The 19,530-nt window shown below is 70.8% G+C and carries 18 protein-coding genes; 12 read left to right on the forward strand and 6 right to left on the reverse strand.

The features are described 5' to 3' along the window. Positions 1–15: 15 nt before the first annotated feature. Genes ASF60_RS03260 through ASF60_RS03275 form a run of 4 tightly spaced genes read right to left on the reverse strand, consistent with a single transcriptional unit; the run spans position 16 to position 3,485 of the window. A complete protein-coding gene (locus ASF60_RS03260) occupies positions 16–789 on the reverse strand; it encodes an ABC transporter permease (protein ID WP_056180333.1) in 774 nt (257 codons plus the stop codon). Next, on the reverse strand, positions 786–1,685 hold the full coding sequence (locus ASF60_RS03265; protein ID WP_056180337.1) for an ABC transporter permease: 900 nt from the start codon (positions 1,683–1,685) through the stop codon (positions 786–788). Before ASF60_RS03265 ends, ASF60_RS03260 begins: the two co-directional genes overlap by 4 nt. A gap of 2 nt (positions 1,686–1,687) precedes the next feature. Then, positions 1,688–2,776, reverse strand: a complete 1,089-nt coding sequence (locus ASF60_RS03270; RefSeq protein WP_056180341.1) for an ABC transporter ATP-binding protein — start codon at positions 2,774–2,776, stop codon at positions 1,688–1,690. Positions 2,777–2,792: 16 nt separating this feature from the next. Further along, on the reverse strand, positions 2,793–3,485 hold the full coding sequence (locus ASF60_RS03275; protein ID WP_056180343.1) for a Crp/Fnr family transcriptional regulator: 693 nt from the start codon (positions 3,483–3,485) through the stop codon (positions 2,793–2,795). 209 nt (positions 3,486–3,694) lie between these two features. Between ASF60_RS03275 and ASF60_RS03280 the strand changes: the two genes are divergently transcribed. From ASF60_RS03280 to ASF60_RS03305, 6 genes are all read left to right on the forward strand, one after another. Continuing rightward, a complete protein-coding gene (locus ASF60_RS03280; protein WP_056180346.1) occupies positions 3,695–5,569 on the forward strand; it encodes an ABC-F family ATP-binding cassette domain-containing protein in 1,875 nt (624 codons plus the stop codon). 789 nt (positions 5,570–6,358) lie between these two features. Beyond that, positions 6,359–7,342 (forward strand): alpha/beta fold hydrolase, encoded by a 984-nt coding sequence (locus tag ASF60_RS03285; protein WP_056180349.1) that lies wholly within the window; start codon positions 6,359–6,361, stop codon positions 7,340–7,342. A 70-nt stretch (positions 7,343–7,412) separates the two neighbouring features. Continuing rightward, positions 7,413–7,847, forward strand: coding sequence for a GlcG/HbpS family heme-binding protein (locus ASF60_RS03290; RefSeq protein WP_056180351.1), 435 nt, complete (start codon positions 7,413–7,415; stop codon positions 7,845–7,847). 7 nt (positions 7,848–7,854) lie between these two features. Next, a complete protein-coding gene (locus ASF60_RS03295; protein WP_056180353.1) occupies positions 7,855–9,453 on the forward strand; it encodes a peptide ABC transporter substrate-binding protein in 1,599 nt (532 codons plus the stop codon). After that, positions 9,450–10,373: an ABC transporter permease gene (locus tag ASF60_RS03300; protein ID WP_056180356.1), complete on the forward strand. Its 924-nt coding sequence runs from the start codon at positions 9,450–9,452 to the stop codon at positions 10,371–10,373. Before ASF60_RS03295 ends, ASF60_RS03300 begins: the two co-directional genes overlap by 4 nt. Beyond that, positions 10,370–11,452: an ABC transporter permease gene (locus ASF60_RS03305; RefSeq protein WP_056180359.1), complete on the forward strand. Its 1,083-nt coding sequence runs from the start codon at positions 10,370–10,372 to the stop codon at positions 11,450–11,452. Before ASF60_RS03300 ends, ASF60_RS03305 begins: the two co-directional genes overlap by 4 nt. Here ASF60_RS03305 and ASF60_RS03310 read toward each other — a convergent pair. Beyond that, positions 11,436–11,690, reverse strand: a complete 255-nt coding sequence (locus ASF60_RS03310) for a hypothetical protein (RefSeq protein WP_156633803.1) — start codon at positions 11,688–11,690, stop codon at positions 11,436–11,438. The genes ASF60_RS03305 and ASF60_RS03310 overlap by 17 nt on opposite strands. Before the next feature lie 130 nt (positions 11,691–11,820). Between ASF60_RS03310 and ASF60_RS03315 the strand changes: the two genes are divergently transcribed. Together ASF60_RS03315 and ASF60_RS03320 are read left to right on the forward strand one after the other, a co-directional pair. Further along, positions 11,821–13,308: an MFS transporter gene (locus tag ASF60_RS03315; RefSeq protein ID WP_056180365.1), complete on the forward strand. Its 1,488-nt coding sequence runs from the start codon at positions 11,821–11,823 to the stop codon at positions 13,306–13,308. Between the two features lie 96 nt (positions 13,309–13,404). After that, the gene (locus ASF60_RS03320; protein WP_056180368.1) at positions 13,405–13,713 is read left to right on the forward strand and encodes a hypothetical protein; all 309 of its coding nucleotides are present in this window, start codon (positions 13,405–13,407) and stop codon (positions 13,711–13,713) included. Between the two features lie 4 nt (positions 13,714–13,717). Here ASF60_RS03320 and ASF60_RS03325 read toward each other — a convergent pair whose 3' ends face one another. After that, positions 13,718–14,206 carry a nucleoside deaminase gene (locus ASF60_RS03325; RefSeq protein ID WP_056180371.1) on the reverse strand — a complete coding sequence of 163 codons (489 nt, stop codon included), beginning with the start codon at positions 14,204–14,206 and terminating at the stop codon, positions 13,718–13,720. A 156-nt stretch (positions 14,207–14,362) separates the two neighbouring features. On the opposite strand from ASF60_RS03325, the gene ASF60_RS03330 reads away from it, so the two are divergent. The 4 genes from ASF60_RS03330 to ASF60_RS03350 all read left to right on the forward strand — a co-directional run bounded on the left by ASF60_RS03330 (position 14,363) and on the right by ASF60_RS03350 (position 19,527). Beyond that, entirely contained in the window at positions 14,363–14,566 is a 204-nt protein-coding gene (locus ASF60_RS03330; protein ID WP_056180530.1) for a CsbD family protein, read from the forward strand. Between the two features lie 1,111 nt (positions 14,567–15,677). Then, positions 15,678–17,720, forward strand: a complete 2,043-nt coding sequence (locus tag ASF60_RS03340) for a pseudouridine synthase (protein WP_082507729.1) — start codon at positions 15,678–15,680, stop codon at positions 17,718–17,720. Further along, the gene (gene rsmD, locus ASF60_RS03345) at positions 17,717–18,274 is read left to right on the forward strand and encodes a 16S rRNA (guanine(966)-N(2))-methyltransferase RsmD (protein WP_056180376.1); all 558 of its coding nucleotides are present in this window, start codon (positions 17,717–17,719) and stop codon (positions 18,272–18,274) included. Before ASF60_RS03340 ends, rsmD begins: the two co-directional genes overlap by 4 nt. Positions 18,275–18,399: 125 nt before the next feature. Next, positions 18,400–19,527: a spore photoproduct lyase family protein gene (locus ASF60_RS03350; protein WP_056180379.1), complete on the forward strand. Its 1,128-nt coding sequence runs from the start codon at positions 18,400–18,402 to the stop codon at positions 19,525–19,527. Positions 19,528–19,530: the final 3 nt, after the last annotated feature.

A 19,530-nucleotide genomic window follows, 5' to 3' on the forward strand; every position in this document is an offset into this window, starting at 1 on the left:
CGACCCAGCCGCCGGTCAGGCGAGGCCCTTGCGACCGCTGAGCCACGAGGCGGTGAGGACGACGGCGGTGACGAGACCGACGAGCAGCGTCGAGGCCGCGTTGATCTCCGGGTTCACCCCGAGCCGGACCTGGCTGTAGAGCCGCATCGGCAGGGTGGTGGCCCCCGGCCCGGACACGAAGCTCGCGATCACGAGGTCGTCGAGGGACAGGGTGAAGGCGAGCAGGAACCCCGCCGCCAGGGACGGGGCGATCAGCGGCAGCGTGATGGTGGCGAAGACGCGGGCCGGGCTCGCCCCGAGATCGGCCGCTGCCTCCTCGAGCGCGCCGTCGAGCCCGTGCAGCCGCGCGCCGACGATCACGGCCACGAAGCCGAGGCCGAGGGTCGCGTGCGCCACCACCAGGGTCAGGATGCCCCGGTCGAGCCCGAAGCCCACGAACAGCAGCAGCAGGGACAGCCCGGTGATCACCTCCGGCATCACCAGCGGCGCGTAGATCAAACCGGTGAAGAGGCGCCGGCCGGCGAAGCGGCCGCCCCGGTCCAGGGCCAGGGCCGCCAGGGTTCCGAAAACGGTCGCGAGGCTGGCGGCCGCCAGCGCCACGACGAGCGAGACCAAGGCCGCCTCCCGCAAGGGGATGTCGGCCAACAGCACGCCGTACCAGCGCGTCGAGAACCCGCCCCAGACCGTCACCAGGGCCGAGGCGTTGAACGAGTACGCCACCAGCACCAGGATTGGGCCGTACAGGAAACCGAGCCCGAGAATCAGGGCGATGCGGTCGAGCGCCCTCATCGGCTCGCCTCCGCGCCACCCTGCGCCGTGGCGGCATCGCCATCGCGAAACAGGATCAGCGGGCCGACGACCAGGATGAGGACCAGGACCGCCACCGCGGAGGCGAGCGGCCAGTCGCGGTTGGAGAAGAACTCGCTCCACAGGACGCGTCCGAGCATCAGGGTGTCGGAGCCGCCGAGCAGGTCCGGGATGATGAATTCGCCGACCATCGGTACGAAGCAGAGCAGCGCCCCGGCCACCAGCCCGGGGCGGGCCAGCGGCAGCGTCACGGTCCAGAACACCCGCACCGGCCCGGCGCCGAGATCGGCCGCGGCCTCGGGCAGGCGCGGATCGCTCTTTGCCAACACGGCGTAGAGCGGCAGCACCATGAAGGGCAGGTAGGCATAGGTGAGCCCGATCAGCACCGCCCCTTGCGTGTTGAGGATTTCCAGGGGCTGGCCGATCAGCCCGAGCTTCATCAGGCCCGCGCTCAGCAGCCCCTCGGGCTTCAGGATCGCGATCCAGGCGTAGATGCGGATGAGGAAGCTCGTCCAGAACGGCACGATGAGCAGCGCCACCAGGAGCGGCTGCCGGCGCGCGGGGGCGCGGGCCATGGCGTGGGCGATCGGGGTGCCGACCAGTGCCAGGATCGCGGTGGCGAGGCCCGCCAGGGTCAGGGAGGACAGGGCGGCGTCGCGGTAGAGCGCATCGCTCGCCAGAGTCTCGAAATTGGTGAAGTCGAGGGCTTCGAGGAAGCTGCCCCAGCCCTCGATCCCGGCGCTCCAGTCGAGCACCGGCAGGTAGGGCGGCTGGGCGGTGGCCGGGGTCGACAGGCTGATCTTCAGGGTCAGGATCACCGGAAGCAGCACGAAGGCGGCGAGCCACAGGGCGGGCAGGACCGGCAGAAGGCGCTTCATACTCACCCCGCCGCCGGCATCAGCCAGGCCCGCTCCGGCGCGTAGGTCACGGCGACGGTCTGCCCCATGGCGGGGGTGTCCGATCCCGTGGGTGCGCTGACGCGCCAGACCGACCCGTCGGCGAGGCGGACCTGAACCCGAACCCGGTCGCCCAGATAGGTCGTCTCGACCACCTGTCCGGCCAGTGCTGGATCGTGTCCGGAGGGGGCGCCGGCCAGGGCGATGCGCTCGGGCCGAAGGGCGATCACCCCCTCCCCCACGGCCAGATCCGAGGCAACACTCGAGGCCCGCAACGGCCCGAGCGCGGTCTCGAGGGTGACGAGCCCGCCGGGCTCCCGCGCCAGCACCCGACCGGGAATCAGGTTCACATCCCCCAGCAGGGCGGCGACGAAGCGGTTCGCCGGGCGCTCGTACAGGCTGGCGCCGTCGCCGATCTGCACGAGGCGGCCGTCCTTCATCACGCCGATCCGGTCGGCCAGGGCCAGGGCCTCGGCCGGATCATGGGTGACCACGAGGAAGCCCGTGCCGAGGCGCTTCTGCAGGGCGCGCAATTCGCCCTGGGTTTCCTCGCGCAGGGCGCGGTCGAGGGCGCCGAGCGGTTCGTCGAGCAGCAGCACCCGTGGCTCCCGCGCCAGCGCCCGGGCCAGCGCCACCCGCTGGCGCTGGCCGCCCGACAGGGTGTCGGGCCGGCGGGCCGCGAAGCCGTCGAGACGCACGAGGCGCAGCAATTCGGCCACCCGCTCGGCACGGGCCGCGCGCCCCAGCCCGTTCAGCCCGTAGGCGATGTTGGCGGCGACGCTGAGGTGCGGAAACAGGGCGTAGGATTGAAACATCATGTTGACCGGCCGCCGGTGCGGCGGATCGGCGGTGATGTCGGCTCCGCCGAGGCGGATCGTGCCCGCGGTCGAGGTCTCGAAGCCGGCGATCAGGCGCAGCAGGGTGCTCTTGCCGCAGCCCGAGGGTCCGAGCAGACACACGAACTCCCCGGGCTCCAGGGTCAGGTCGAGGTCGGCCAGGGCCGCATGGGCGCCGAAGCGCTTGCCGAGGCCGGTGCAGGTCAGCCGGCCGGCGGGATCGGGCGTCGACGCCATCGCGTGCGCCGGCGCCTCAGCCGTCCTCGCGCAGCGCTTCCGCGACGCGGGCCTCCAGCAGGTCGGGCCGGCGGATCACCAGGGCGCCGCGCGTCCGGTCGATCAGGCCGTCGGCCGCCATCACGGTGAATTCCCGCGTGACCTGCTCGCGGCGGCAGCCGATGCGGGCGGCGAGCACGTGGTGGTAGGGCGGCGGCGTCACCACCCGCTCGCCGTCGCCGCCGGCGCGCGGCACCGACAGGCGCAGCAGCTCGGCATAGAGCCGGTGGCGCAGATCGAGCAGCGCGTGCTCCATCAGGCGGGTGTTCAGTTCGCGCACGCGCTTGGCCAGCAGCCGGAACAACCGGTCGGCGATGGCCTCGGAGGCGAAGATGATCTGCCGGAACACCGGGGCGGGCACGACGCAGACCTCGCCGCGGGTCAGCGCCGTGACGTTGGCCGAGCGGCCGATGCCGTCCAAAGCCGCCAGCTCGCCGAAGAAGGCGCCGCCGCGCATCTCGCCGAGGATCACTTCCTTGCCGGATTGCGAGCGGTTGAGGATGCGGACCTCGCCGGAGGCCAGGAAGTACACGTCGGTGGAGACGTCGTCGTAATCGACCAGCACCTCGTTCTCGTCGAAGCGACGCCAGTGGCAGCGCGTCTCGTAGACCGACAGCTCGATTCCCGGCTCCTTGAAGAACGGGATGGTCGTCAGCCGTCCTGTGGTCACGCGTCCTGCCCCCTCGTTTGTCGGACCTGATCGATACGCCGTGCAATTCCTGGGTCAAGCTGTCCGGCTCGTCCCACCTGCCAATAGGCGTGGATGCCAAACGCGCGCCAGTTCTGCGAAACGCGCGCCAACGGCGCCAACCCTGCCGGAAGCGGGGCGCGATGCGGCGCCCGCTTGCCACTGACGCCCCGACCCCGCAAAAGCGCGCCATGCTCCGCGTCAACGATCTCACCTACCGCATCGGCGAGCGCCTGATCCTCGACGGCGCCACCTTCGTCATTCCGGACCGCGCCCGGGTCGGGCTGGTCGGCCGCAACGGCGCGGGCAAGACCACCCTGTTCCGGGCGATCCTCGGCGAATTGCCCACCGAGGGCGGTACGGTGTCGATGCCCAAGGGCATGCGCATCGGCGCGGTGGCGCAGGAGGCCCCCGCCGGCCCCGAAACCCTGCACAGCGTGGTGCTCGCCGCCGATACCGAGCGCGCCCGCCTGATGGCGGAGGCCGAGCAGGCCGATGGCCTCCGGCGCGCCGAGATCGAAACCCGGCTGGTCGACATCGAGGCGCATTCGGCGCCGGCCCGCGCGGCGGCGATCCTGCACGGCCTCGGCTTCGACGCGGAGGCGCAGGGGCGGCCCTGCGCCGATTTCTCCGGCGGCTGGCGCATGCGCGTGGCGCTGGCCGCCGTGCTGTTCTCCGAGCCGGACCTGCTGCTGCTCGACGAGCCGACCAACTACCTCGACATCGAGGGCACGATCTGGCTCTACGACTACCTGGAGCGCTATCCGCGCACGGCCGTGATCATCTCCCACGACCGCGACCTCCTCGACGAGTGCGTCGACCACATCCTGCACCTCGATCGCGGCAAGCTCAGCATCTACAAGGGCGGCTACACGTCCTTCGCCCGGCAGGTGGCCGAGAAGCGCGTGCTCCAGGCCAAGGCGAAAGCCAAGCAGGATGCCGAGCGGGCCCATCTCCAGAGCTTCGTCGACCGCTTCAAGGCCAAGGCCACCAAGGCCCGGCAGGCCCAGTCGCGGGTCAAGCGGCTCGCCAAGATGGAGATCATCGCCTCGGTGATCGAGGACGACGTGCCGGCCTTCCGCCTGCCGAGCCCGGAGCGGCCGCTGTCGCCGCCCATCGTCGCCATGGAGCGGGTGCAGGCCGGCTACCCGGACCGGATCGTGCTCTCGGGCCTCAACCTGAGCCTGGCCCCCGACGACCGGGTCGCCCTGCTGGGCGCCAACGGCAACGGCAAGTCGACCTTCTGCAAGCTCATCGGCGGGCGGCTTCCGCCCCTGAGCGGCGAGATGCGGCGCTCCTCCAAGATGGAGGTCGCGTACTTCGCCCAGCACCAGCTCGACGAATTGCGCCCGGCCGAGAGCGCCTATGCCCATGTCCGAGACCTGATGCCGGACGTGCCGGAATCGAAGGCCCGCGCGGCGGCCGCCCGCCTCGGCTTCTCGGGCACCAAGTCCGAGACGCCGGTATCTCAGCTCTCTGGCGGCGAGAAGGCGCGCCTGCTGATGGGCCTTGCGGCCTTCCGCGGCCCGCACCTGCTCATCCTGGACGAGCCGACGAACCACCTCGACATCGAGAGCCGTCAGGCCCTGGTCGAGGCGATCAACGATTACGAGGGCGCCGTCATCCTGGTCAGCCACGACCGCTTCCTGGTGGAGGCCTGCGCCGACCGGCTCTGGCTCGTCTCGAACGGCAGCGTCAAGGCCTTCGACGGCGACATGGACGATTACCGCCGCTTCGTGCTGGCCGGCCCGGAGCGCGAGGCCGAGAAGGGCACGGCCGAGTCGACCGGCAGCGCCAAGGCGGTGGAGCGGCGCTCCAACGCCGACCGCCGCGTCGCCCTCGCGCCCCTGCGCAAGAAGCTCGAGGGCGTCGAGGCGCGAATGAAGAAGCTCACCGACGCCATGGCCAAGATCGACGCGGCCTTGGCCGACGGCACCGCCTTCCAGGCCAACCCGGCCAAAGCCGGCGAAATCGCCAAGATGCGCTCGGACGCCGCCGCCGCCCTGGAGGCGGCCGAGGAGGAGTGGCTGGAACTCAGCGGCGAGATCGAGGGCGCGACGGCCTGAGCGGGAATCGCGCCGCTCCCTGCGGGGTGGGATGTTTCCCATTCGAAAACCCGCTTGCTCCACTGCGTCATCCCGGGGCCGCGCAGCGGAGCCCGGGAGCCGGAAACACAGGGGGTAGGACTTTGCACCGTGGCCGGCTCGGGATTGCAGACCCTTGCCGCGCCCCTTTCGGGGCCGGTCTCGCCTCTGGAGCCCTGGAATGACGGCGCGGTGGCCTTCGCCTTTCTGGGGATGGCGCCGACGCACGCATCTCCGCCCGTGTCGCGCTCATGCGGGCCACCGATCCGCCCGCCGACGGATCGAGCAGCCCGTAAGGCGCAGAGGTCCGTCAATCGCCCGGGACCGTGCGAGCCGACCGCGCTCCCTCTCCTTCCAGGAGAGGGGAACCGCGTTCGAATCACCCTCGCCTGCGCCTGGGATCTCCTCGATCCGTCTCGGGTCACTGGCTGATCACCCGCGTCACCGTGCTCACGCCGCGTGACCGCACCCGACAGGATCGATGGCTCATACTTTGATGTGACGCGGCTCTCCGCCCCAGTGGATCTCCGGCCTGCCCAGAATCCGTCGAGCTTGCGGGGAGGCGTTGGAGGCGGGGGTGGTCGGGTGACCTTCGACCTGCTGAGGCCGGCGGAGCCACTCCCACTCCCAACCTCTCCCCACAAGGGGGAGAGGGACGCGTTCTGCTGCCGCAGACACCCGCGCGTTTTCCCCTCCATCCCGCCTCCGGCCCGGCAACATTCCCGGCCGCCGGGGCGTTTCCGACCGCGTGCAACCGGAGGGAACCCGACGATGCCCCATCGACCCCGCCGCCGGATCGGGCCTCTGCTGGCGCTGCTGCCGCTCGGTGCTGCCGGCGCCTGGATCGCCTATAGTCGCCTCGGCATCGATCATCGCCGCCGCATGCACCCGGCCCTCCCTGGCCGGCAGGAATGCCTGGCCAGCGCGGCCGGCGGCCTCAGCTTCTCTGCGGCCGGACCCGCCGAGGGCGTGCCGCTGCTGCTGATCCACTCGGTCAATGCGGCGGCCAACGCCTACGAGGTCCGGCCGCTCTACCGCCATTACGCCAAGGAACGTCCGGTCTACGCCCTCGACCTGCCCGGCTTCGGCTTCTCCGAGCGCAGCGACCGGATCTACACGCCGGAGCTGATGACGAAGGCGATCCACGCCATGGCGGCGGAGATCCGGCGGCGCCACCCCGGCACGGCCATCGATGCGGTGGCCTTGTCGCTGTCGGCGGAATTTCTCGCGCGCGCCGCCCTGGAGCGGCCGGACGATTACCGCAGCCTGGGCCTGATCAGCCCGACCGGGTTCGACAAGCGCTATGCGCGCCGCAACCCGTCCGGCAGCGACACGGCCCGCGCGGTGGCGGCCTGTCCCCTCTGGGGCCGGGCCCTGTTCGACCTCCTGGTCAGCCGCCCCAGCATGCGCTTCTTCCTCGAGAAGACCTGGGGCTCGCGCGACATCGACGAGGGCCTGCTCGCCTACGACCAGGTCTCGGCCCACCAGCCGGGCGCCGAATTCGCACCCTTCTCGTTCCTCGCCGGCCACCTCTTCGCCACCGAGACCGGCCAGGTCTATCCCCGGCTCGACCGGCCGGTCTGGATGGTCCACGGCACCCGCGGCGACTTCGTCGATTACCGTCATGCCGACCGCTTCCGGGATGATCCGCGCTGGACCGTCGAGGTGCTGGAGACCGGCGCCTTCCCGCATTTCGAGCGTCTGAACGCGGTCACCGCCCGCTACGACGCCTTCCTGGCCCGGCTCGGGCGCTGAGCCCCTGGTCGCTCGCGTCGCTCCGGGTTAGTCGAGGGGTACGCCCGTTTGAGAACAACCCGGAGCCCCGATGTCCGACCTCACCCTCGCCGCTGCCCAGACCATCGTCGCCACCGCCCTGGAGACCGCCCGCGCCCACGCGCTCAAGCCCTTGGCGGTGGTGGTCTACGATGCGCGCGGTGCCCTGAAGGCGCTGGGCGCGGAGGATGGCACCTCCCTGCGCCGGACCGAGGTGGCGATGGGCAAGGCCAATGGCTGCCTCGCTCTCGGCCTCGGCGGCCGCGCGATCCACAAGCGCGCCGAGGAGCAGGCCTACTTCGTCGCCGCGGTCAGCCATCTCGTCGGCCCCGCCGCCCTCGTGCCGGTGCCGGGCGGCGTCCTCATCCGCTCCGGCGACGCGGTGATCGGCGCGGTCGGCATCTCGGGCGACACCTCCGACAATGACGAGCTCTGCGCGGTGGCCGGCATCGAGGCGGCGGGCCTCATCGCGCAGACCGGCGCCTGATCCGCGCATGCGCCCGCATCGGCGCCAATGGCTGGTCGGTGGTGCGGCGCTCCTGGCCGCCGGAGGCGTCGGCCGGGCCGCCGCCGCACCGGCCGACGTGTATCGGCGCGGCAACGATGCGGACCCCGAGACCCTCGACCCGCACAAATCCTCGACCGTCGCCGAGGCGCATATCCTGCGTGACCTCTCCGAGGGCCTGCTGACCTACGACAATCACGGCGCCCTGATCCCGGGCGCCGCGATCCGCTGGTCCGTCTCCGACGACGGCCTCACCTACGACTTCGAACTCCGACCGGACGGGCGCTGGTCGAACGGCGATCCGGTTCTGGCTTCCGACTTCGTCTTCGCCCTGCGGCGCATCCTGTCCCCCGCCACGGCGGCGAAATACGCCGAGGTCCTGTTCCCCCTGAAGAACGCCCGGTCGGTGAACCGGGGCGCGCTGCCGCCCGAGGCTCTCGGGGCCGCCGCACCGGAGGCAAGGCGCCTCGTGCTGACCCTGGAGCAGCCGACGCCGTACCTGCTCGAATTGCTGACCCACCAGACCGCCCTGCCGGTGCACCCGCCCTCCCTGGAGCGCCACGGCGACGCCTTCGCGCGTCCCGGCAACAGCGTCACCAACGGCCCCTACCGGCTGCGGGACGTGGTGCCGAACGATCGCATCACCCTGGAGCGCAACCCGCATTTCCACGCGGCGGCCAGAGTGGCGATCCCGCAGGTCGCCTTCCTGCCGACCCCGGATCTGTCGAGCGCCGTCCGGCGCTACGCGGCGGGCGAGATCGACTCGCTGGCCGACCTGCCCGGCGACCAGATCGCCTCGCTGAAGGTCCGGTTCGCCGATCAGGTGGTGCTCGGCCCGGCGCTCGGCCTCTACGCGCTGGCGGTGAACACCCGCAAGGCCCCGTTCGACGACGTCCGGGTGCGGCGCGCCCTCTCGCTGGTCATCGACCGCGAGTTCCTGGCCCAGAAACTCTGGGGCGAGACCATGGACCCGGCCTACTCCCTCTGCCCGCCCGGCCTCGACCATTATCGCCAGCCGCCCGAGACCGCCGGGCGCGACGCCCTGCCGATCGACCGCGAGGATGAGGCGAGGGCGCTCCTGGCCGCCGCCGGCTTCGGTGAGGCCAAGCCCCTGCGCGTCGAGTATCGCTTCAACACCAGCGATAACAACCGCAACACCGCGCTCGCCATCGCCGACATGTGGCGCGGCATCGGGGTGGTCTCCCGCTTCGTCTACACCGACGCCAAGACTCACTTTGCCTACCTGCGCGACGGCGGCGACTTCGACGTGGCGCGCATGTCCTGGATCGCCGACTATTCCGATCCCCAGAACTTTCTGTTCTTGCTGGAGACCGGCAATGACGGCCTCAACCCCGGCCATTACGGCAACCCGGCCTATGATGCTCTGATGCGGCAGGCCGCCGCCGAGCGCGACATCGGCCGGCGGGCCGACCTCCTTTACGCGGCCGAGGCCATCGTGGTCACCGAGCTGCCCTGGATTCCGGTGATGCACACCCGCTCCAAGGCGCTGATCGCCCCGCGTCTTGCCGGGTATCACCCGAACCTGCGCAACGCGTCGCCGACGCGCTTCCTGAGGCTGACCGCGTGATCGGTTTCGTGCTGCGCCGTCTGGTTCAGACGGTCCCGACCCTGCTCGCCGTCGTCACCGTGAGCTTCTTCCTGATCCGGCTCGCCCCCGGCGGCCCCTTCGACCTCGAACGCCCCCTGCCCCCGGCCGCCATGGCCAACCTCGCCCGGGTCTACGGCCTCGACCAGCCGCTGATCGTCCAATACGGGCGCTACCTCGCCGCCCTGCTGACCGGCGATTTCGGGCCGTCATTCTCGTTTCGCGATCTCACCGTCGGCGACCTGTTCGCCCGTGGCCTGCCCGTCTCGATGACGTTGGGCGCCCTCGCCCTGGCGCTCGCCCTCGTGCTGGGCATCGGGCTCGGCGCCTTCGCGGCTTTCCGCCGGGGCAGCCTGGTCGACCGCTTGGTCGGCCTGCTGGCCGGTCTCACCCTGGCGGTGCCGACCTTCGTGGTGGCGCCCCTGCTGCAGATCGTCTTCGGCCTGTCTTTACGCTGGCTGCCGGTGGGCAGCTGGGAGAACGGCGCCCCGGCCAACCTCGTCCTGCCGGTGATCACCCTGGCGCTGCCCCAGATCGGGGCGCTCGCCCGGCTCACCCGCGCGTCGATGGCGGAGGTCCTGGCGGCCCAGCCGATCCGCACCCAGCGCGCCATGGGCCTGCCGCCCCGGCGCATCGCCCGCCACGCCCTGCGCGGCGCCCTGCTGCCGGTCGTGGCGATCCTCGGGCCGACGGCGGCCTCCCTGCTCACCGGGTCGGTGGTGGTGGAGACCATCTTCGGCCTGCCCGGCATCGGCCGCTACTTCGTCGATGGGGCCCTGAACCGCGACTACACCCTGGTGATGGGCACCGTCGTGCTGGTGGCGCTGTTCGTCATCGTTCTCAACCTCGTGGCCGACCTCCTCTCCGGCCTCCTCGACCCGCGCCACAGGGCCGCCCGGTGAGGCGCGCCCTCGGGCGCCTCGTCCGCGACCCGGGCGCCGTCGCGGCCCTCGCGGTCCTGGTGCTGATCGCCCTCGCGTGCCTCGTCGGCCCGTTGCTCACCGGGCACGATCCGGCGCGGATCTATCCCGACCTCGTGCGCACCCCGCCGTCGCTCTCGCCCCATCCGCGCCCTGAGACGATCGCCCCCGCGGTGGAGCGCCTCGCCTTCCGCATGCGGGTGACGGCCGAGGACATCCAGGTCGCGGACGGGGTCCTGCACGTCACCCTGTCGGCGGCGACCCCGATCAACGAGCGGGCGCTCAGCTACCTGCCCCGCTCGGACCTGTTCGGCCCCGCCACCGTCGTCTCGCGCGCGGCGGAGGGGCGCCGCCTCGTGGTCGAGGCGCCGGTGCGGCGGCTGGTGTTTCCCCTCGGCACCGACATGCTCGGGCGCGACCTCCTCAGCCGCAGCCTCGTCGCCGGCCGGGTCTCGCTCCTGATCGGCCTCGTCGCCACCGGCGTCGCCCTTCTCATCGGCGTCACCTACGGGGCGGTGGCGGGCTATGCCGGCGGCCGGGTCGACGCCGCGATGATGCGGCTCGTCGACGGGCTCTACGCCCTGCCATTCGTGTTCTTCGTCATCCTGCTGCTGGTGTTCTTCCGGGCCGGGCTCGGGCTGATCCTGGTCGCCATCGGGGCGGTGGAATGGCTCGACATGGCCCGCATCACCCGGGCGCAGACCCTGTCGCTGCGCCACCGCGACTTCGTGCGGGCGGCCGAGGCGCTCGGTCTCTCCACCGGGGCGATCCTGCGGCGGCACATCGTGCCGAACACCCTCGGACCCGTCACCGTGGCGGCGACCCTCCTGGTGCCCCGGGTGATCCTGCTGGAGAGCTTCCTGTCCTTTCTCGGCCTCGGCGTGCAGGAGCCGTCCACGAGCTGGGGCGCCCTCATCGCCGAGGGCTCGCGCGCCATCGAATCGGCGCCCTGGATGCTCGCCGCCCCGGCGGGGTTCCTGGTCGCCACGCTGGTGGCGCTCAACGTCCTCGGCGACGGCCTCGCCGATGCCCTCGACCCGCGTCTCAGCGCGGCTCGGTAAGGCCGGGATAGACCACCCGGACCACGCGCCGCGCCTCCGGGATCGCGGAGGCCGGCCGGGTTTTCCCGGCGCGCCCGTCGAGGGTCGCCACGGCCACGTCGCTCGTTCGCAGGCGCCACGGATCGGGATTGCCCGAAGTGGGACCGCGCCCCGCTTCCGACGCCGCGGCGGGCATGACCCCGAAGGCGGTGAGGGCGAGGATCAGGTGGAAGGGTCGGCGGAAGAAGCGGGAAGGCATCGGGGGCGTCCGGTCGAACATCCCGAATTCAGCCAAAAGTCTTTAACCGTTCGGGCGAAGCTTGGCGGAACTCCCGGGGCGCGGCGCGGATTGCCAACAACTGTCGTGATACAAGGTTAATGAGGGTTCGATGGTAACCAGAGCCGTGGCGGAACGGGGTGGCGCGCAAGGCGCGGCGCCGGAACGGGTCCCGATGGGCACCGTGATCGACACCGACATCTCCGCCCGGCTCGACCGCCTGCCCTGGGGGCGCTTCCACGTCCTCGTCATCGTGGCGCTCGGCATCACCTGGGTGCTCGACGGCCTCGAAGTGACACTGGCGGGCTCCCTCGTGGGGGCGCTGCGGGCCGAGCCCATGAGCTTCACCGAATTCGACATCGGGCTCGCGGCCAGTTCCTACCTCGTCGGCGCCGTCACGGGCGCGCTGGGCTTCGGCTGGCTCACCGACCGCATCGGCCGCAAGAAACTCTTCTTCATCACCCTGGCGCTGTACCTCGCGGCGACCGCCGCGACGGGGCTGTCGTGGGATATCTACAGCTTCTGCCTGTTCCGCTTCCTGACCGGGGCCGGCATCGGCGGCGAGTACACCGCCATCAACTCGACCATCCAGGAACTGGTCCCGGCCCGCGTGCGCGGCTGGACCGACCTCGTGATCAACGGCTCCTTCTGGATCGGCGCCGCGATGGGCTCGTTCCTGTCCATCGTGGTGCTGCGTCCGGGCATGATCGACCCGGCCTGGGGCTGGCGCATCGCCTTCTTCGTCGGCGGCGGCATCGGCCTGGTGATCCTCCTCCTGCGGACCTGGATTCCGGAAAGCCCGCGCTGGCTCGCCACTCACGGCTACGTCGCCGAGGCCGACCGCGTCGTCACCGGCATCGAGAAGCGCTTCACCGACGAGGGCCACACCCTGCCGCCCATCGACGAGGGCAAGCGCATGAAGCTGAGGACCCGAAGCCACACCCCCCTCAAGGAGGTGTTCGGCACCATGCTGGTCGGCCATCGCAAACAGACCCTGGTGGGTCTGGCCCTGATGGTGGCGCAGGCGTTCTTCTACAACGCTCTGTTCTTTACCTACGCGCTGGTGCTGCAACGGTTCTACGGCGTGCCGGGCGACCATGTCGGCTGGTACCTGCTGCCGTTCGCGCTGGGCTCCTTCCTCGGTCCGCTGCTCCTCGGACGTCTGTTCGACACGATCGGCCGACGCCCGATGATCGCCTTCACCTACGGCATCTCGGCGGTTCTGCTCACGATCACCGGCTACCTGTTCAAGATCGAGGTGTTCGGGCCGGTGGGCCAGACCGCGGCCTGGATGGTGGTGTTCTTCTTCGCTTCGGCAGCGGCGAGTGCGGCCTATCTCACCGTGGCCGAGACCTTCCCGCTGGAGATCCGGGCGCTCGCCATCGCGGTGTTCTATGCGCTCGGCACCGGCATCGGCGGTGTCTCCGGTCCGCTCCTGTTCGGCGCTCTGGTGGAGACCGGCTCACGCGACAACGTGCTGATCGGCTACCTGATCGGCGCGGCCCTGATGGCGGTGGCGGCTATTGTCGGCGGCCTGTTCGGCACGGCGGCGGAAGGCAAATCCCTGGAGGACGTCTCGAAACCTTTGGCAGCGGCCTGACGCCGGCGCATCCGACGCCGGCAAAGCTTGAAACCGCCGGGGATGGTCTGTGTTGGTCTGAGACTGATGGTGTCACACTCAGCTCGGAGGGACCTCATGCGGATCATCCCCACCACGCTCGCGCTGGTTCTGGCCAGCACGTCTTTCACCCTCGCCCAGGGCAATGCGCCGGCCGAGATCAAGCAGCCCGGGCCGCCACGCCTGACGGCGCCCGGGGTCGCGGGCGGCCCGGTGGTCAAGCCCGGCGGCATCGACAATGGCGGTCCGGGTTCGGTCGGGACCATCGCGCCCGGAGCCACCGGCGCGTCGAGCATCTCGAACAATTCGGCCGCCTCCGGCAATGCCGAGCAGAACCAGAAGCCGATCGCCAACACCGGCGGCGGCGGGGGCGCCGGCGGAAGTTGAGGGTTCAGCGCTCGCGGCGGTTTGCGAAGAAGCTGCGCAGCAGGTCGGCGGCTTCCGTCTCGCGGAAGCCGCCATAGATTTCGGGGCTGTGATGGCAGGTCGGCTGCGCGAAGAAGCGCGGTCCGTGCTCCACCGCACCGCCCTTGGCGTCGTAGGCCCCGAAATACAGGCGCCGGATACGGGCGAAGGAGATCGCCCCCGCGCACATCGCGCAGGGTTCGAGCGTCACGTAGAGGTCGCATCCGCTGAGGCGCTCGTCACCGAGGGCGAGACAGGCCGCGCGGATCGCCAGGATCTCCGCATGGGCCGTTGGATCGCGCAGGCCCAGCGGCCGATTGTGCGCCACCGCGATCACCGCCCCGTCCTTCACCACCACGGCCCCGACCGGGACCTCGCCCTCCGCCGCCGCCTTTCGCGCGGCATCGAAGGCGAGGCTTAAGGGGTCGTCGGCGTCGAGGTGGGTCGGGGGTACGACGGGGATCGGTTCGGACATCTGGAAAAGCGTAGCGCGTTCGGCAAACCACGGAAACCAACGTTAACCCATGCGAATGTTACGCCTTGGAACATCGCCGTGACGTGGCCGTTGGAAAGCCCGATGCGGCTGGATCGATGAATGGTTCGGCTGCCAACGACAGACGAGGAGCGCACGATGAGCAGCACCACCGACAAGATCAAGGGTCTCGCCAACGAGGCCGTCGGCAACGTCAAGCAGGGTATCGGCAACGTTACCGACAACGACAAGCTGAAGGCCGAGGGTAAGGCCCAGGAGCTGAAGGGCGAAGCCCAGAAGACGGTCGGCGATGCCAAGGACGGCGTGAAGAACGCTGCCGACACCGTGAAGAGCAAGCTCTAAGCACCTCCAGACCGCGCGCCCCCTCACGCGGGCGGCGCCGTCAGGCGGGACAGGAAAGGCGGCGCGAGCCGCCTTTTCGCGTGTGGGGCCCGGTCTTAGCGCGAACCCGCGGCTCAAGCGCGCGGGATCACTCGCAACAACGCGTCCGCTCTGTTATGGGGCAGGCATGACCGACAAGACTGATAAGACGATGGGCGGGTCCGAGGACGCGCCTGCCAAGATTTCCCGTTCGAAGGCCAAGGCCTCGACGAAGGCAGCACCCGAGACCGGCGCGACTCCGCCCGTTGCTGCGCCACCCGCGGCCTCCGCGAGCCAGCCCGTGAAGACGAAGTCTTCGAGCGCCAAGGCGTCTGACGCCAAAGGGGCCGGCGGCAAGGCGTCTGATGGCAAGGTTTTCGATGCCAAGGCTGGTTCCTCGAAGGCTGGTTCCTCGAAGGCTGGCCCCTCGATGACCGACGCATCCGAAGCGAAAGCCTCCAAGACCAAGGCTGCAGCCGGCAAGTCTGCCAAGGCCGGCAACGCAACAGCCGATACCTCGACGCCTGAGATCGTCGCCCCTGTACCGGCGAAGGCCAAATCCGACACGGCAGTGTCCGGCCAAGCAGTGTCCGAGAAGGCCAAGTCCGAAGTGGTCAAGTCCGACAAAGCCAAGTCGGCGAAGTCGGAGGCGGCGAAGGATGAACCCGGCGCGAACGAGTCCGCGACGACCAAGCCCCGGAAGCTGAAGGCGGCGCCGTCGAGCGAGGGGGCGACGCCCGAATCCGAGGCCCCCGCCTCCGAGGCGGCCAAACCGGAATCCCCCAAATCCAAAGCCGCCAAATCCAAGGCGCCGAAAGCTGCGCCGTCTCAGCCCGAAACGCAGACGGCTGAGCCGGTGGCGAGCGTGCCCGAGACTGCCAAATCCGAAACAGCCAAGCCCGAGACAGCCAAGCCCGAAACAGCCAAGCCCGAAACAGCCAAGCGCGCCAAGGCGAAGGCCGCTGACGCGGTGACCCCGCCGCAAGCCCCGGAACCGAAATCCACCGAGAAGGCCGAGGCCTGGGCGCCGGCGACCGATGCGGGCATTCCCGGGCCTTCGGCCGAGGAAAAGCCCAAGGTTCGGCACGCCGCCATGCCGCGCGGCGGCGACGCGCCCCTGCGCCGCAAGACCCCGCTGGTGAAGGCGCCGATCGCGAAGCCCGAGGCAGCCTCCGCCGATGGACCGTCCCGCGACGCCGGGACGCCCGAGGGCGACCGCATCGCCAAGGCCATTGCCCGTGCGGGCATCGCTTCGCGTCGCGATGCCGAGGCGATGATCGAGCAGGGCCGCGTCACCCTCAACGGCCGGGTGCTGACCTCGCCGGCGATGAACGTCACGCCCGACGACCGGATCACCGTCGATGGCGAGCCGCTGCCGGCCCGCGAGCGCACCCGCCTGTGGATCTACCACAAGCCCCGCGGTCTCGTGACCACGGCGCGCGATCCCGAGGGCCGCCAGACCGTCTTCGACAACCTGCCCGAGGACCTGCCCCGCGTGGTGGCGATCGGACGCCTCGACATCAACACCGAGGGGCTTCTGCTCCTGACCAACGATGGCGGTCTCGCCAAGGTCGTCGCCCACCCGGATACCGGCTGGCTGCGCCGCTACCGCGTGCGCGCCCACGGCGACACCACCCAGGCCGAGCTGGACAAGCTGCGCCGGGGCGTGACCATCGACGGCATGGATTACGGGCCGGTGGAGGCGACCCTCGACCGGTCGTCCGGCGACAACCTGTGGATCACCCTCGGCCTGCGCGAGGGCAAGAATCGCGAGGTCAAGCGCATCCTCGAGCATCTCGGACTGGCGGTGAACCGGCTGATCCGGCTCTCGTTCGGGCCGTTCCAGCTCGGCGACCTCGAAGCCGGCCTGGCGGAAGAAATTCGCACCAAGGTGCTGAAGGAACAGCTCGGTCCGGCCCTGTCGGAGCAGGCCGGCGTCGATTTCGAGAGCCCGGTGCGGGAGCCGATCGCGCCCTTCGGCTCGCCGAAGCAGCAGGCCAAGCAGCCCGCCCGCAGCGCCTCGGCCGCCCAGCGCCGCGACTCCTATGGCAGCGACGACGGGGCGCCGCGCGGCGCCCGCGGCGGCGATCGCCCGATGGCGCCGGCCAAGCCCGCCCGGGTGCCCACCGGCGGCAACAGCGCCGGTCCGCGCCGCTCGGTCTGGCGGGCCGAGGACGAGGCCCGTGCCGAGGACGCACCGCGCCGGGTGAAGATCCCGCGTCGGGGTGCCGATCCGAAGGCCGAGCGCGAAGCCGCAGCCGTCCGCGGCCGCGAGCGTGTCGGCGCCATCAGCACCGGCGAGCGCCGCGTCCTCGTGGAGCGGCTGAAGTCGAGCCCGCAGGAATCCGCTGCCGAGCCGCACCGCCGCGACAGCGCCGGACGACGCCGGGGTGACGAGGCCGCGCCCCGCGAGGGCCGCTTCCCCCGTGCCGAGGCGCAGGCCCGCCCGTTCCGGCAGACCGAAGACCGTTCGGACCGTTCCGCCGGCGACCGTCCCGCCCGCAGTTTCGGCGGTGAGGGCCGGCCGCCGCGCCGGGAGGACGACCGCCAACGGGGGAATTTCCGGCCTCAGGACGGCGCCGAGCGTCGCGGCCCGCCACGCGGCGGAGAGGACCGCCCGCGTGGCCCCTTCCGCACCCATCCGAACCGCTCCGAAGGCGACGACGCCCGCGGCGCCCGCCCGGCCTCCCGTGGCGCGCCGGCCCGCGACGACCGTCGGGACGATAAGCCGAGTGGTTTCCGGGGCGACAAGCCCAGCGGTTTCCGAGGCGACAAGCCCAGCGGCTTCCAGGGCGACAAGCCCCGCAGTTTCCAGAGCGACAAGCCCAGCGGTTTTCGGGGTAACGACCGCTCGGGCGCCGACCGCAGCGATCGCGGCGGCTTCAAGGGCGGTTCCGCGCGCCAGGATGGCGAGCGCAGCGGCTTCCAGGGAGCCGGCAAGCCGGGCGGTGGCTTCAAGGCCGGTGGCAAGCCCGGCGGGTTCGGCAAGCCAGGCGGGTTCGGCAAGCCCGGCGGGTTCGCTAAGCCCGGCGGTGGCAAGCCGGGTGGCTTTAGCCGGGGCGGCGCAGGCGGCAGCAAGTCGGGTGGGAGCAGGCCCGGCGGCGGCGGTCGTCCGCCCCGCGGTGGGAGCCGGTGAGGATCGTCGGCGGCGACCATCGCGGGCGCCGCCTCTCCACGCCGAAGACCGACGCGATTCGTCCGACCTCGGATCGTCTGCGCGAGGCGATCTTCAACGTCCTCGCCCACGCGTATGACGATGCCGTCGCCGGAGCCCGGGTCCTCGACCTGTTCGCCGGCACCGGCGCGCTGAGTTTCGAGGCCCTGTCGCGCGGCGCCGCCTACGCGCTCCTGGTCGACGAGGGTGCCGAGGCCCGGGCTCTGATTCGCGAGAACATCGAGGCCTTCGGGGCGGAGGGGTCGACCCGCCTGTTCCGGCGGGACGCCACCCGGCTCGGCCCGGTCGGCACCAGCGGCACCTTCACCCTCGTGTTCTGCGACCCCCCCTACCAGCGCGATCTCGCCCCGTCGGCCTTGGCCGGCGCAGCGGCCGGCGGCTGGCTCGCGCCCGGCGCCCTCGCGGTGGTCGAGGAGGCGGCCAGCGTGCACGTCGCTCTGCCACCCGGCTTCACCGAGCTGGAGCGCCGGGTCTACGGCGACACGGCCGTTGCCTATGCGCGCTATACCGGCTGAGACGCGACTACGACGTTTCGCGTTCTGCGTCGTATACCAGCGCGACCTCGACGTGACCCTCGGTGTATACCGGCGGCACTTTTGCGCAGTTCGGACCCCTGAGGCGGCCGATGCGTTCACCCCGCATGGTCCTCGCCGAACCCCGAGCCGACGCCGCGGAATGGGCTCCGTCCGCACCTCCTATCGCGCCGCGCCCGACCCGCCTCTGGCGGCCGCGCCGCGTCCTCGTGACCCCCGCCGCCCTTGAGCACGCCCATGGCCGTGCCATGGTGGAACGCGCCACCGCGTTCGGGCTGCCGGTCGAGCATCTGAGTGCCAACCGATTGACGGGCCTACGTAATCCGGATCCGCGCATCGCCTATCGCGAGGCCAAGGCGACCCTCGCGATCGTCGTCGCCCCGCCCACCAAGCTGAAACTTCAGCCGATTCCGCCGAGCGCAGATTGGCGCTTCGACCTCGCGGAAGGCTGCCCGGCGCATTGCCAGTATTGTTACCTCGCGGGTTCGCTCTCGGGTCCGCCGGTGACCCGGGCCTACGCCAATCTCGACGCGATCCTCGGCAACCTCCTGGCTTATCTCGGCCAAGGCGGGATAACGTCAGCCCAGGAAGAGCGCGCGCAGGAGGGAACGACTTTCGAGGCCTCGTGCTATACCGACCCTCTCGGCATTGAACACCTGACGGGATCACTCTCCGCCGCGATTGAGTACTTCGGTGCGTGGGACGCGCCGGTACAACTACGCTTCACCACCAAGTTCGCTTCCGTGGCGCCGTTGCTGGACCTGCCGCATCGCGGACGCACCCGTATCCGCTTCTCGGTCAATGCCCGCGCGGCAGCCCGCTACGAGGGCGGCACCGCCAGCCTCGATGAGCGTCTCGGCGCTCTCGCGACGGTGGCGCGCGCCGGCTACCCGGTCGGGCTCACGATCGCGCCGATCCTCCCCGTGCCGAACTGGCCGGACGCCTATGCCGCGCTTCTGCGAGACGTTGCCGATGCCCTCGCCGGATTGCCCGACGTCGATCTGACCGTCGAACTGATCACGCATCGGTTCACTCCCGGTTCGAAAGACGTTTTGCAGGGTTGGTATCCGGGCTCTGACCTTCCGATGCGAGAGGACGAACGCACCCGGAAGATGACCAAGTTCGGTTCACTGAAATACGTCTACCCGCGTGACCTGATGCGACAGATGCGCGAGACAATCACGGCTGCCGTTGCACGCGAATTGTCACGTGCGCGGGTGCTGTACTGGACCTGACGG

The organism is Methylobacterium sp. Leaf113 (assembly GCF_001423325.1).
Lineage (GTDB): Bacteria > Pseudomonadota > Alphaproteobacteria > Rhizobiales > Beijerinckiaceae > Methylobacterium.